This is a genomic window from Rhodocaloribacter sp., from assembly GCF_056451265.1.
The window spans coordinates 70250-83429 of the sequence record NZ_JBWOPL010000045.1; the positions used below are offsets into that span (position 1 = coordinate 70250).

General features: G+C 65.6%; 11 protein-coding genes. 6 read left to right on the top strand and 5 right to left on the bottom strand.

Annotation, left to right across the window (positions count from 1 at the left end; translation table 11 throughout):
* Nucleotides 1–2: 2 nt before the first annotated feature.
* From AC1HIY_RS07695 to AC1HIY_RS07710, 4 genes are all read left to right on the top strand, one after another.
* Complete coding sequence (locus AC1HIY_RS07695) at nt 3–1202, top strand: DUF4350 domain-containing protein (RefSeq protein ID WP_479576140.1); 1200 nt, start codon at nt 3–5, stop codon at nt 1200–1202.
* A gap of 36 nt (nt 1203–1238) precedes the next feature.
* Nucleotides 1239–2219 (top strand): AAA family ATPase, encoded by a 981-nt coding sequence (locus tag AC1HIY_RS07700; protein ID WP_479576141.1) that lies wholly within the window; start codon nt 1239–1241, stop codon nt 2217–2219.
* A 146-nt stretch (nt 2220–2365) separates the two neighbouring features.
* A complete protein-coding gene (locus AC1HIY_RS07705) occupies nt 2366–2716 on the top strand; it encodes an ATP-dependent Clp protease adaptor ClpS (protein ID WP_479576142.1) in 351 nt (116 codons plus the stop codon).
* Nucleotides 2717–2937: 221 nt separating this feature from the next.
* On the top strand, nt 2938–4392 hold the full coding sequence (locus AC1HIY_RS07710; protein ID WP_479576143.1) for an amidohydrolase: 1455 nt from the start codon (nt 2938–2940) through the stop codon (nt 4390–4392).
* A 7-nt stretch (nt 4393–4399) separates the two neighbouring features.
* On the opposite strand, the gene AC1HIY_RS07715 is transcribed toward AC1HIY_RS07710, so the two are convergent.
* The 5 genes from AC1HIY_RS07715 to AC1HIY_RS07735 form a co-directional block, all read right to left on the bottom strand.
* Entirely contained in the window at nt 4400–5929 is a 1530-nt protein-coding gene (locus AC1HIY_RS07715) for a sensor histidine kinase (protein WP_479576144.1), read from the bottom strand.
* Nucleotides 5930–6059: 130 nt separating this feature from the next.
* Nucleotides 6060–6488 (bottom strand): Hpt domain-containing protein, encoded by a 429-nt coding sequence (locus tag AC1HIY_RS07720; protein ID WP_479576145.1) that lies wholly within the window; start codon nt 6486–6488, stop codon nt 6060–6062.
* A 158-nt stretch (nt 6489–6646) separates the two neighbouring features.
* Nucleotides 6647–7573 carry a hypothetical protein gene (locus AC1HIY_RS07725; protein WP_479576146.1) on the bottom strand — a complete coding sequence of 309 codons (927 nt, stop codon included), beginning with the start codon at nt 7571–7573 and terminating at the stop codon, nt 6647–6649.
* Complete coding sequence (locus AC1HIY_RS07730) at nt 7570–9822, bottom strand: TonB-dependent receptor (protein ID WP_479576147.1); 2253 nt, start codon at nt 9820–9822, stop codon at nt 7570–7572. Before AC1HIY_RS07730 ends, AC1HIY_RS07725 begins: the two co-directional genes overlap by 4 nt.
* 223 nt (nt 9823–10045) lie before the next feature.
* A complete protein-coding gene (locus AC1HIY_RS07735) occupies nt 10046–10969 on the bottom strand; it encodes a thioredoxin domain-containing protein (protein ID WP_479576148.1) in 924 nt (307 codons plus the stop codon).
* Between the two features lie 291 nt (nt 10970–11260).
* Here AC1HIY_RS07735 and AC1HIY_RS07740 point away from each other — a divergent pair, with 291 nt between their 5' ends.
* Nucleotides 11261–12208 (top strand): M20/M25/M40 family metallo-hydrolase, encoded by a 948-nt coding sequence (locus tag AC1HIY_RS07740; protein WP_479576149.1) that lies wholly within the window; start codon nt 11261–11263, stop codon nt 12206–12208.
* Between the two features lie 11 nt (nt 12209–12219).
* On the top strand, nt 12220–13044 hold the full coding sequence (locus AC1HIY_RS07745; protein ID WP_479576150.1) for an MOSC domain-containing protein: 825 nt from the start codon (nt 12220–12222) through the stop codon (nt 13042–13044).
* Nucleotides 13045–13180 lie beyond the last annotated feature (136 nt).

Sequence of the window (13180 nt, forward strand, 5' to 3'; positions counted from 1 at the left end):
GGATGCGCCGGGACGAATGGAAATACGTCGCGCTCCTCGCGGGGCTGATCTTCGCCGTCGTGGCGCTCGAGCTTTTCGGGCCGAAGCCGGTCGATTGGACGGAGAGCTACGTGCGCGACGACGCCCGGCCATACGGCGCGCGCATCCTCTACGAACTCCTGCCTTCGCTCTTCCCGGAGGTCCCCGTCACGCCCGTCGTGCGCCCGCCGTACCTCGTCCTCCGGGACTCCACGCGCGTGGGGACGAACTATCTTTTCCTCACGAGCGTGTTCGCGCCGGATCCTGCCGAGACGGAGTCGCTGCTCGCCTTCGTCGAGCGGGGGAACGGGGTCTTCGTGGCGGCGCACGAGGTGAAGGGGCCCTTCGCCGACACGCTTCGTCTGGAGACGACCCGTCGTTTCGGCGCGATCCTCCCGGCCGACCCCGGCGAGCGGGACACCGTCGCCGTGGGCTTCACCGCCTCCACGCTCTCCGACGCGGCGTATCGGTATCGCGCCGGCGTCGTGCGCGCGTACTTCTCCCGCTTCGACACGCTCCGCGCCGTCGTGCTCGGCGAGGACTCCGCCGGCGAGGTCAACTTCCTACGTTTCGATCGGGGGAGGGGGGCCGTGTTTGTGCATGCGCTCCCGCTCGTCTTCACCAATGCGAGCCTCCTCGACGGCGAGAACGCCGAATATGCCTTCGCGGCGCTTTCGCACCTGCCCGTCCGTCCGGTGCTCTGGGATGGGTACCTCAAACCCGGGCGGACGGAAGCGCGCACGCCGCTCCGGTTCGTTCTCCGCGATCCGTCGCTGCGGCAGGCGTATTATCTCGCGCTCGCCACCGTGCTGCTCTTTATCTTCTTTCATGCCCGGCGGCGACAGCGCGTCATCCCCGTGATCCCGCCGCTGGAAAACACGACGCTCGAATTCGTCGAGACCGTGGGACGCCTGTATCTCGATCACGGCGACCATGCGAATCTTGCCGACAAGAGAATCACCTATTTTCTCGATTACGTGCGCCGCCGGCTCCGGCTGCCGACGAACCGCCTGGACGAGGCGCTCATCGGGCAGGTGAGCGAGCGCTCCGGCGTCCCGCTCGACGAGGTGCGCGCCCTCTTCGACGCCATCGCCGAGGCGCGGGCGCCGTCCAAACACTCGGCCGAGACGCTCCTCCGGCTGAGCGCGCGTCTGGACGCCTTTTATGAACAAAGCCAACGATGATCGCCCTGTCTTTCTCATTCGCATCCGGGACCCCGCATGGAGCAGGAAAACCTCTTTGAAAACCGCATCGACCTCTCGGGGCTGGAGGGCGCCGTCGCCCGCGTGCGCGCCGAGGTGGGCAAGATCATCGTCGGACAACGGCGCATGGTGGATCTGCTCATCGCCGCGCTGCTCGCCGACGGTCACGTGCTCATCGAGGGCGTGCCGGGCGTGGCCAAAACGCTCACGGCGCGGCTCCTCGCCCGCACCGTGTCGGTGGCGTTCACCCGCATCCAATTCACCCCCGACCTCATGCCCTCGGACATCCTCGGCACGCCCGTCTTCAATCCGAAGGCGACCGAGTTCGAGTTCAAACGCGGACCCATCTTCTCGAACCTCATCCTCATAGACGAGGTGAACCGCGCCCCGGCCAAGACGCAGTCGGCGCTCTTCGAAGTGATGGAGGAGCGGCAGGTGAGCATGGACGGGACGACGTATCCCATGGCGCGTCCTTTTCTTGTTTTCGCCACGCAAAACCCGCTCGAACACGAGGGTACCTACCGTCTGCCCGAGGCCCAGCTCGACCGCTTTTTGTTCAAGGTAGAGGTCGGCTACCCGACGGAGGCTGAGGAGGCGGCGATCCTCGCGGGGCATCATGCCGGGCGCGGCCCGCGTCACCTCGACGCCGTCGCGCCGGTGCTGACGGCGGAGGAGTTGGAGACGTATCAGGGGGTGGTGCGAAGGGTGCACGTCGAGCCGAACCTGATCGCCTACATCGCCGCGCTGACGCATCGCACGCGCGACCACCGGGCGCTCTACCTCGGCGCTTCGCCCCGCGCCTCGCTGGCGCTCATGGCCGGCGCAAAGGCCCTCGCCGCCATGCAGGGCCGTGACTTCGTGACGCCCGAGGACGTGCAGGCCGTCGCCTATCCCGTGCTCCGGCACCGCATCCTCCTCACGCCCGAACAGGAGATGGAAGGCCGCCGACCCGATGACGTCGTGAAGAACATCCTCGAAAAAGTAGACGTGCCTCGGTGAGTCTCACGGCAAAAATCCGGTCTCCCCGGGGAACGCCTCGGGGGAGATTTCTTGACGAAAAGGAAGGCGGGGGAGCATGGGTTCCGGAGCGGGGTACAAGATCTATTGATGCGATGCTCCCGTCCTCACCGCAAAGGGGTCCACGTATGATGACCGAAGACGCCGAAGTGGTTGCGCCGCCGGAAGAGGAAACGACCTCGCGGCAGAAACGGAAGACGAAGGCGTTCCACGTGCCCAGGTACAACGTGGTGCTCCTCGACGACGACGACCACACGTACGAGTACGTGATCGAGATGCTCATGAAGCTCTTCGGGCACTCGATGAGCAAAGCTTTCCGCATGGCTCGCGAGGTGGACATGAGCGGACGCGTGGTGGTGGAGACGACCCACCGGGAGCGGGCGGAGTTCAAACGAGATCAGATTCACGCCTACGGCGCGGACTGGCGGATCCCGGAATGTCGGGGCTCCATGTCGGCGGTCGTCGAGCCGGCCTCGTGAGCCCTTCGGAGCTACCGGACGGGCGGCGACGAAGCGGAAGGCATGGGCGTTGCCGAGGCCGACCCGGCGGGACGAATCCCTCGACGCAAGGATCGGGCGTCTCGGCTTTTTTTCGGTCCCGTTCTCCGTTATCTTGGCGAAGCGCGGAGGCAGCCGGACAGACACACGTTCCCGGCGAAACCGCGCGTCGTCCCCTCCCTTCACGCAACGAAGACGCATCCATGAAACGCATCCTCTTTCTCGCTTTGATGGCGCTCGTGTCGGGTTTCCCGGCGCACGGGCAGGATCTATCCGCCGAAGAACGGACGGCGATTGCCGGAGCCGAGGCGCTTGCGCCCGAGATTCGCCGGATGGCGCATGCGTTGTGGGATTTTTCCGAGACGGCGCTCGAAGAGACGCGCTCGGCGGCCCTGCTCATCGAAACGCTCGAAGCGGAAGGCTTCACGGTGGAGCGCGGTGTGGCCGGGATGCCGACGGCGTTCGTGGCGAGCTTCGGGAGCGGAGCGCCGGTCCTCGGCATCCTCGCCGAGTATGACGCGCTGCCCGGCGTGGGCAATGCCCCCGTGCCCGAACGGCAGGCGCGCGACGACGGCGTCACGAGCGGGCAGGGGTGCGGGCACAACCTCTTCGGCGCCGGGTCCGTCGGCGGGGCCATCGCCGTCAAGCGCGCCATGGAGGCCGAGGGCATCCCCGGCACGGTCCGGCTCTATGGGACCCCTGCCGAAGAAACCGTCGTGGGCAAGGTGTACATGGCCAAGGCCGGCCTCTTCGACGACCTCGACGCCGTGGTCGAGTGGCATCCGTACACGGAGACCCGGGTGGGGAATAATACCGGGCTGGCGATGAACAACTTCACGGTCGAATTTTTCGGGCAGGCCGCTCACGGCGCCGCCGACCCGTGGAACGGACGCAGCGCCCTCGACGCCGTCGAGATGATGGACTTCGGCGTCAACCTCATGCGCGAGCACATGCACCCGACGACGCGCATCCACTACGTCATCGCCGACGGCGGCGGCGCGCCGAACGTGGTGCCGGCCTATGCACGGGTCTGGTACTACGTCCGCGACATCAACCGGGAACGGGTGGAGATGTATTATCAAAAGGTGCTCAAGATCGCAGAGGCGGCGGCGCTCGGCACGTTCACCGAGCACCGGGTGCATCTCATCACCGGCGTTCATGAATACAACCTCAACCGCCCGCTCCAGGAGCTCGTTCAGCGCAATCTGGAGATCGTCGGTCCTCCCGTGTTCACGGAGGAAGAGCAGGCGTTTGCGCACCGACTTCAGGCGTTCCTCGGCGTGGACGAGGACGGGTTCGACGCCGAGATCAAACCGCTGGCCGATGCCCCCGAACCCGTCAGTGGGGGCTCGACGGACGTGGCTGAGGTGAGCTATATCGCGCCTACGGTCGGGTTCAACGTGACCACGGCGGCGGCGAACATCCCTTGGCACAGCTGGGCGACGTCGGCCTGTCACGGCACGGAGGCAGGCGTCAAGGGCGCCGTGGTGGCGGCGAAAGTCATCGCGCTCACGGGCGTCGATCTGCTCACGGACGCCGACCTGCGGGCGCGGGCGCGGGCGTATTTCCTCGAACAGACGGGCGGCGCGCCCTACGTGCCGCCGATCCCGCAGGATCAGGCGCCGCCGCTCCCGGAACCGTCGAAGAGCGACGGTTGAGCATGCATCAGGGCGGTGGAGGCAGCGTGAAGCAGAACGTCGCGCCGGCGCCGTCGGACTCGACCCATATCTCGCCGCCGTGCACCTCCACGATGCGTTTCACCAGCGCCAGCCCGATGCCCGTGCCCTCGGTCTTGTTGTCGAGCCGTTCGAAAAGGCCGAACACCTTCTCGAAGTACTGCTCGTCGATGCCGGGGCCGTTGTCGCGCACGCGCACTTCCACGTGGTCCCCCAGGTTTGTGCTCCGGACCTCGATGCGCGGTTCGGGCTGATCGCCCATGAACTTGACGGCGTTGTCGAGCAGGTTCTGGAACACTTCGCGGAGGCGAAGCCGGTCTCCGTAGGCCTGCGGAAGGTCGGGTGCGATCTCGAGCGTGACGCCGCGCTCTTCGAGCTGCCGGGCGACGAGGGCGGCGGCTTCTTCGGCCAGTTCCCTCAGCGAGACAACCTCCGGCGGGTTCGTGATGCGTCCGATCCGCGAGAGTTCGAGCAGGTCGTCGAGGAGCCGTTGCATCGTCTCGGTCGCGTTGGTGATGTGCCGAATGTCGTCCCTGACCTTCTCTCGCTTGCCGGAGAAACAGTCTTCCTCCAGCAGGCCGAGGAATCCCCGGATGGTGAAAAGCGGGCTCTTGAGGTCGTGCGAGACGGTGTATGTGAACTGTTCGAGTTCGGCGTTCTTGGCTTCCAGCTCCGCGATGAGTCGTTCCCGCTCGGCTTCGGCCTGTTTGCGTTCGGTGACGTCGGACATCACCCCGCGCGTGCCCACGGGCTGCCCGTCCAAGAGGATGACGCGACTGGAGGTGCGCACGTGCCGGATGCGGCCGCGCTTGTCGAGGATGCGAAACTCGAAAGGCTCCTTTTTGCCTGCCAGCGTGCGTTGAAAACTCTCGAAGAGCAGCTGGCAGTCGTCCGGATGAACGAACCGGGCGAACGGTTTGCCCAGCACCTCATCGACGGTGAAGTCCGAGAACCGCTCGACGGCCGGACTGACGTAGGTGAAGCGTCCTTCGAGGTCGATGGCGAAGATGACGTCCTGCATTTCTTCGACGAGTTGTCGGTATCTCATTTCGCTCTCCCGAAGCGCTTCTTCGGCCTCTTTCTGTCGTGTGACGTCTCGAAAGACGATCTGTGCGGCGGGGCGCCCCTCGAAAGTAATCGGCGCGCCCATCACCTCTACGTCGATTCTGGTTCCGTCGAGGCGTATGAATTGCTCCAGCATGATCGACGCCTCTCGTCCATGATGGTAGAGTTCATCGACCCGGGTCCTGGCCAGGTCATGAAACTCCTTGTCCAGGAAATCCCAGATGCATCGTCCGAGGAAGTCGTCCGGGGAGGCGCCTCCGAGGGTGTGGACGGCCGCTTCGTTCATGAAAACGATGGTTTCGTTTTGATGAACGCCGATGGGAATGGGAGATCGCTCGACGAGCGCCTCGTAGCGGCTTTCAGTTTCTCGGAGCGCGGCTGCGGTCCGGGACGGTGCGACGATGCACTTCCAGAGGGTGGCGAGGTGGGATTTGAATCCCCGGGGGCGGTTCATCGGTTCTTTCGAAGATCAACGGCGGCGTCACAGCAGTGGGCCGGTGGCGGGTTTGGTACGTAAAGATAAGGGATGGCCGTTCCGAAAGGGCTATCCGGAAACGATGAAATCGAGCGAGGGCCCCGGGCACTCAAAGGTCGCCGTTTGCCTCGGCCAGAAAGGCTTCGTACAGGCTGGTCAGCACCGGTTGCGCCACCCGGTATTCCGCGACGATGAGTTCGACGTATCCGGCCATGGGTTCGGAGAAGGGGGCGTCCCGGGAGGTCGCCTCCAGCGCTTTGCAATAGGAGGCGAGGCGCATGTGTCCGATCACTTGACTGCTCGATTTGAGAGAGTGCGCGGCGTTGTGGAGGCCCAGGGCATCCCGCCTCTTCCGATGCTCCACCAACGATTCGAGGAGTGCCGGAGTGGTTTCCAGATAGCTTGCGAGCAGCGCCGCCAGAAAATCGGGCACGGCGTCGTCGAGGTTGAGGAGGCGCCGCCGGATGGAGCGCCGGAGCGCTTCGGTGTCCCGCATCGGAGGGGTGGGTGCGCCGGGATATTCGATGAAGAAGGACACGGTAAACCTTCGGAATGGATGCGAAGTAGTCGTTTAGGGTGTGGGGACTCTCGTGCGCGCTCTGAGTATCGACGGTCGTGAAAGAACCTATAGAGGGGCCGGCTCCGGCCTTGTGAATCTTCTTCGAGAATCAGAAGGAAAGGTATGCTCCGGCCTTTTCAATTCGCAATGATCGTGTCGAGCGGAACCCAGATCTCCTCCATGCGATAGCCTGCGCCCACGAAGCCGAAGCCGTTCTCCACGTTCGACATCACGCCGGGCTGTACGAGGACTTCCGCATCGAAAACACCGCCGGGCGGTTTCCACTCCGCATTGGCGGCGATCATCCGGATCTTCAAGGAGACGATCTTGACCGGCGTGCGCGGGTCGAGGGGGAACCGACGCTTCAGTTCTTCGCGGATGATGCGGAGGTCTTGCGCCACGTTGAGTTCGAGGAGCCAGCCCTCGGGGGTGAGCCGTTGTCGTCCGTCGTACGAGAAAGAAGCCGTTTCGCGCCGGATCTCGGCATTGGATCGAAACCGAAACGTGTAGGTGATCTCGATGCGGATGAGGTTCGGCACCTGCGGCGGCACGATGATGGAGAAAAGGGGGGGCGGCGTTTGCGTCCGGGGAGGGAGGATCATCTCGGCGAAGGGCGGCACGGTCGCCTCCACCTCCGTGACGGCGCCGTCGGAGCGGGTGACTTCGAGGCGGAAGCGGTGGCCGAACGGCGCGGGGAACGGCGACCAGAAGACGTGCGCGTATTGCCCGTTCGCCTCTCGAATGAGCGAGTCGCGCCAGGCCTGCTCGGAGCCGTCGGCCAGGTCGAGCGAGCGAAAACGGGCGTCGAGGGGGACGGGCTCGGCGGGGGTAAGGACGGTCTCGATGGGGAAGACGCGCACCCACTGCGTGTCGGCCTGCGGGGTGAGCACGCCGAAGAGCGTGAACGGGCGTTCCGTGCCGAGCACGGCGGTGACGTCTTCTTCGCATCCGGTCGCCAGCAGCCCCAGGAGGGCGAGCAAGGGGAGGCACGCGCGGAGAAGGCCCCTCCGGTCGCGCCCCCGGGCGCTCGGTCGCTGCGCATCGTGTTCGTTCGTCGCCGTCATTCGAAAGCGAGTTTGAGACCGAAGGAAGGAAAAAGCGGCAGCTGATCGGCTCTTCGAAGCGTGAACACGTCGAAGAAAAAGATATTGCGGCGGTCGTACACGTTGATGAGGCTGAACTGAGTGGAGAGGGTGGCGCGTCGGAAGTGGAAGGCGCGCTCGACGGAGAAGTCGAGCCGGTGATAGGTGGGCAGCCGGGCATTGAAGGGGCGCTCGTAGATGACGCGCCGGGAGCCGGGGATGCGCGCGGCGCTCCGGACGTCGTCGATGAGGGCGAAGCCGTCGAAGCCGATGGCCTGACTGAAAGGCAGCCCCGAGCCGAAGGCCCACCGGGTCGAGACTTCGAAGCCGTAGAGCTTGACGCTCACCAGGGCATTGAGCTGATGCCGTCGGTCGTGGGGCGGATGGAAGGCGAGCGTCTCCGTGCCGTACCAGAGCCGGAGCGACGCCTGCTGCGCCTCATACCGTGTGTTCGAGAAGCCGTACGTGACATAGGCGTAGAAATGTGGTCGCCGCACCTCGGCGCGGAGGTCGAAGCCGTACGAGCGCCCGGTGGCGGGCTGGAGGTTGGTCGTGAAGCGGGGAAAGGCCGTCCACTCGGCGATGAAGAGGTTCGAGAGCTTTTTGTAGAACCCCTCGGAGGAGAGTTCGAGCCACGGAGTGGGGGTGACGCGGTAGCCGATCAGCGTGTGGAAGGCGCGGGGCGCGCGTCCGGCGCGCACGTCGTCGAGGTCGGTGCGGGGGCGGGGCACGTTCGTCCAGGCCGTGAAAACGCTCGCGGCGTCGCGGCGGTCGCTCAGCCCGAGGACGGCCTGATGATAGACGCCCGCCGCCGCGCTCACCTGATGCGGTCCACGAGCCCAGATGATCCGGAGGCGGGGTTCGAGAAACGGATCGAAACGGACGTCGAAGAACTGTACGCGAAGGCCGGGGCGGATGCGGATCCCCGATCCCACGTGCAACTCGGGCTCGACGTACATCGCCGCATGCTCGAGCCGCTCGTTTCGAGCCTCGATGTTCTGGTACAGCCCGCCGAGTGCGCTCCTGAGCTTCACGATGCGCAACGACACCCCCAGGTCGGTGTCGCTCTTGTCGCCGAAAAACGTTGCGTCGGCGGCGAAATGGAGGTTTTCGATGGTCGAGGAGCGGACCGGGGCGTCGCGCGGGCCGAGTTCGGTGGGCAGGCGCGAGAAGGAGATGCGGGCGTCGAGCATGAGGGGCGTGACGCTCGGGAGGCTGAGGAAGCGCACCCCGGCAGCCACGTTTTTCCAGCGCACCTCATCGGGAGGGAGGCCGCCGGTGTCGCGGTCGAGCACGCCCCGGTCGTGCGTGCGGAGGAAGATCGCCGAGAGCCGGCTCGAGCGGCTCACGATGCCGTGGAGTTTGACGAAGAGGTCGCCGAAGGCGAAGGGGAGCGGCTCGCCGACGAGCGATTCGGCCCCCCGCTCGACGAGCGACTCCCGCACCGAGGCGAGCACCGAGAGCCGGTTCCTGAGGATCGGACCTTCCACGCGGACGGCGCTCACGAACGGCGAGAGGGTGGCCGCGCCGGAGAAACGCCGGTTGTTGCCGTTGCGCGTCGTCACGTCGATCACCGAGGAGATCCGCTCGCCGAACTTGCTCCCGAAGCCGCCCGCATAGAGGTCGGTGCGGTTGATGATGTCCGAGGGGAACGCGGAATAGAAGCCGAGGATGTGGAAGGGTTGATAGAGGAGAATGCCGTCGAGGAGGACGAGGTTCTGGGAGGGCTCGCCACCCCGGACGAAGAGCTGCCCGCCCCGGTCGCCGACGGAGACGACGCCGGGGAGCGAGGTGAGCAGCCCCGCGAGGTCGCCCGAGAGGTCGGGCGTGGGCACGAGGTCGATGTCGCGGGGGCGGATGGTCTGCTGCCCGGCCGTGACGCGCGCCGCGCCGGTCGTTCGCTCCGCCTCGACGAGCACCTCGCCGAGCGCGGCGTCGCCCGGGTGAAGGGCAAGGTTGAGCGTGCGCGTCTCGTCCGGTCGGAGGTCGAGCGTGTCCGCGATGGGACGGTATCCGATGAACGAGGCGCGGAGCACATACCGTCCCGGCGCGAGGTTCGGGACGAAGAAGAGCCCGTCCCGGTTCGTCACGGCCCCCCGGAAGGCGCCCTGCGCGTCTCGAAGCGCCACGTTGACGAGCTCGAGCGGCTGACCGTCCGTCGCGTCGATGACGAAGCCGCGCAGGGTAGCCGTCTGGGCCCGAGCGCCGGCGGCGCAGAGCAGGACAAGCACAAGCGCCGTCGCCGCCGGCCGCAACGCATAGGCGGAAGGCGCGGTGACGCGCGTCCGTGAAAGGCCTGTTCTCCGGAACCGGGGCATACGTCGCTCCGTGGCGTGTGCACATGCATCGTCACGCGCCAAGGTAGGCATCGGCGGGGAAGAAGGGGAGGCAAAAACCCACGACGTGAGGTCATGCCCGGCGAAAGACTCTCCTCGCACGACGGCGGCCGGCGGCCTACGGGTTCTGTTGCTTCACGCGTTCGATGATCTGCTCGAAGGCCTGGAGCGGCTGCGCACCGTTGAGGAACTCGCCGTTGATGAAGAACGCCGGCGTGCCCGTGACGCCGAGCTCCACGCCGAGCGAAGCTTCGGCATCCACCTTTTGCGCAGCCGCCACATATTCGGGCGAGGAGGCGTCCTCCGCGCACGTGGCCCACGCGTCGAGGTCAACCTGCGTGCCGGCAAGCGCTGCCCGCGTCCGTTCGAGCACGTTTTCTTCATTCACCTGATTCTGGTTCTTGAAGTAATAGTCGTGCAGTTTCCAGAAGGCGGAAGCGTCCTGCTTGGCGGCGCACACCGCGCCGATGGCGGCCGGACGCGCCCACGGGTGGAAGTTAAGCGGGAAGTGTGCATAGGCGAGCTTCACGTCCTCGGGATACTTGGCCAGCACCTGCTCGACCGTGCTCGAGGCCCGCGCGCAGTACGGACACTGAAAGTCTGAAAATTCGACGATGGTGATCGGAGCGTCGGGATTGCCGCGCACGGGGAAGTCTTTCACGGCGGCCATGAGTCTGGCCTGCTTCTTCTCACGCTCGGATGCTTCGGCGCTCGCGATCTCTTCGACCGACAGGCTCACGTCCAGCGGACCCGCGGCGATAAGATAGAGCTGCTTGTCGTCCGTGGTGACCAGAAATTCCTGGGACTGACGACCCCGCTGGGCCAGGTACGTAAAACTGCCGCGGTCAAGGCCGGGGAGGGCGCTCGGCACGAGGTCTCCCATCTGAGGATCGAGGCGGGCAAGCTGGGGGAGCTGGTGGGTCAGGTTGGCAAGGATCTTCGCCTTACGGGCTTCCGTCACGTCCGGAGTCTGACCGTTGACCCTGGGGTTGCAACCCAGCATCAGGGCCGTAAGCGCGGCCAGCGCAAAAAACTTTTTCATGTATTCGAAGAACGTCAAGGTGAGCGTAGATTAATTCCCGGGACGACATCGACCGACGCGGCCTTGGGGGTGAGGGGAAACGAAAGTCCGGAGACGAAGCGCTCTCGGGATCGAGACAACGCCCAATTTTAGCGCAAAGGCCTCGCGGGGTTCCGATATTGCGGGAAAGGGGAAGCAATTGTCTGAAAATGTGTGAAAGAGCCTGAGAACAGGAAACTGAAGCGAAGGGCAAAAAACATTTTCTTTTCCGCCGGGTTAGCCGTCGAGCACATTTGAGAAAGGGATCGGGTTATGAAGACACGGCAGACATGGATGGTGCTCGCGATGGCGTGCCTCGTGGCGAGTGCGCCGGGACGAATGAGCCGGGCGCAGACGCGCGTGGACGGCGAACGGCTCTTGCGACACGTGGAGACGCTCGCGAGCGATGCTTTCGCCGGGCGCGCCACGGGCACGAAGGGCGGAGCGAAAGCACAAGCATACGTGCAGCGGGCGTTCGCGGACCTCGGCCTCGAACCTTTCGGCGCATACGTGCACCCCTTCAAATACGAGACCCGGGGCGGACGGATGATCGAGGGCGGGAACGTGCTCGGCTTCGTGCGGGGGACCGAGCGCCCCGACTCTTTCATGGTCGTCTCCGCCCATTTCGATCACCTCGGCGTGCGCGGGGGAGAGGTCTATAACGGCGCGGACGATAATGCTTCGGGGGTGGCGGTCCTTCTCGAGGCAGCTGCGTATTTCAAAGCGCATCCGCCCGCTCACTCGATCCTTTTCGCCGCGTTCGATGCCGAGGAAGCGGGACTGCGCGGCGCACGCGCTTTCCTGGAGGACCCTCCCGTGGATCCCGCCGCCCTCGTCCTTGAAGTCAACCTCGACATGGTGAGCCGAAGCGAGAAAGGAGAGCTTTTTGCCGCCGGAACCCATCAGGCGCCGTACCTCAAGCCGTACCTCGCCGAGGCGGCCCGGCGGAGCGCCGTCTCCCTCCGTTTCGGACACGACCGCCCCGAACTCGGGCACGACGACTGGACTGCGGCCTCGGACCACGGCGTGTTCTTCGAGGCAGGCATTCCGTTCGTATATTTCGGCGTCGAGGACCATCCGGACTATCACCGGCCGTCGGACGACTTTGCGCGCATCTCGCCGAAGTTCTTCGTTGCCGCCGCCGAGACGATCCTCGACGCGCTCGTCACTTTCGACGCCCACCTCGGCGCGATCCGCGCGCGCGCCGTCCTCAACCCCTGACGGACCCCTCCATGCTCACCGTTCAGGCGCTCATCGTCTATCCGATCAAATCGACGCGGGGATGGGTCGTGCCTTCGGCGGAGGTGGAGCCCCGCGGCCTCCGGCACGACCGTCGGTGGATGCTCGTCCGTCCGGACGGCGCGGCCCTCACCCAGCGCGAGTTGCCCCGCCTGGGACGCATCGCGGCGATGCCTGCCGGCGAAGGCCTCCGGGTGCGCGCGCCCGGCCGCGCCCCGCTCGACGTCCCGACTCCCGGCTCCGGGGCCCCGCGCCTCACCGTGACCCTCTGGAAAGACCGCGTGGCGGGGACGGTGGCCGACGACGACGCGCACCGCTGGTTCTCCGAATATCTCGGTGTGGAGGCGCGGCTCGTCTATATGTCCGGGCACACCGTGCGCCCCGTCGACCCGGATTATGCCGTGGGGGCGTCCCACGTAAGCTTTGCCGACGGGTATCCGCTTCTTTTGACCACCACGGCCTCGCTCGAGGATCTCAACCGCCGCCTCGAAGCGCCCCTGCCCATGCGTCGGTTCCGGCCGAACGTGGTCGTCGCGGGGGCGGAGCCGTACGCCGAGGATCGCTGGCGCACGATCCGCGCGGGGACGGTCGATTTCCACGTCGTCAAGCCGTGCGCCCGGTGCGTGGTGACGACGACCGATCCGGAGACGGGCGCGCGAGGGCGCGAGCCGCTGCACACCCTGGCGACGTACCGGCGAAAAAACGGAAAGGTGTATTTCGGGCAGAACCTGATACCGGACGGGCCGGGCACGATCCGCGTGGGCGATCCGGTGACGGTGCTCGACGAGGGCGCGGCGGTCGTGGGGACGCAACGGTAAAATAATTGCCGGTCTCTTTCGTTTAAAAACTGATCTTTCTTAGATTTGGCAAGCCCGGGAGCACGTTCGGTCCGGGAACCGTTATTGCTCCTCGCCGATAAAATTTCTTCCAATCCAAAAACGAAGGAGGATCAGC

What these genes read in the sequence shown, in the direction of transcription:
- AC1HIY_RS07695 (WP_479576140.1), top strand. Translation starts at nt 3, where the DNA reads ATGCGCCGGGACGAATGGAAATACGTCGCGCTCCTCGCGGGGCTGATC.
- AC1HIY_RS07700 (WP_479576141.1), top strand. Translation starts at nt 1,239, where the DNA reads ATGGAGCAGGAAAACCTCTTTGAAAACCGCATCGACCTCTCGGGGCTG.
- AC1HIY_RS07705 (WP_479576142.1), top strand. Translation starts at nt 2,366, where the DNA reads ATGATGACCGAAGACGCCGAAGTGGTTGCGCCGCCGGAAGAGGAAACG.
- AC1HIY_RS07710 (WP_479576143.1), top strand. Translation starts at nt 2,938, where the DNA reads ATGAAACGCATCCTCTTTCTCGCTTTGATGGCGCTCGTGTCGGGTTTC.
- AC1HIY_RS07715 (WP_479576144.1), bottom strand. Translation starts at nt 5,929, where the DNA reads ATGAACCGCCCCCGGGGATTCAAATCCCACCTCGCCACCCTCTGGAAG.
- AC1HIY_RS07725 (WP_479576146.1), bottom strand. Translation starts at nt 7,573, where the DNA reads ATGACGGCGACGAACGAACACGATGCGCAGCGACCGAGCGCCCGGGGG.
- AC1HIY_RS07735 (WP_479576148.1), bottom strand. Translation starts at nt 10,969, where the DNA reads ATGAAAAAGTTTTTTGCGCTGGCCGCGCTTACGGCCCTGATGCTGGGT.
- AC1HIY_RS07740 (WP_479576149.1), top strand. Translation starts at nt 11,261, where the DNA reads ATGAAGACACGGCAGACATGGATGGTGCTCGCGATGGCGTGCCTCGTG.
- AC1HIY_RS07745 (WP_479576150.1), top strand. Translation starts at nt 12,220, where the DNA reads ATGCTCACCGTTCAGGCGCTCATCGTCTATCCGATCAAATCGACGCGG.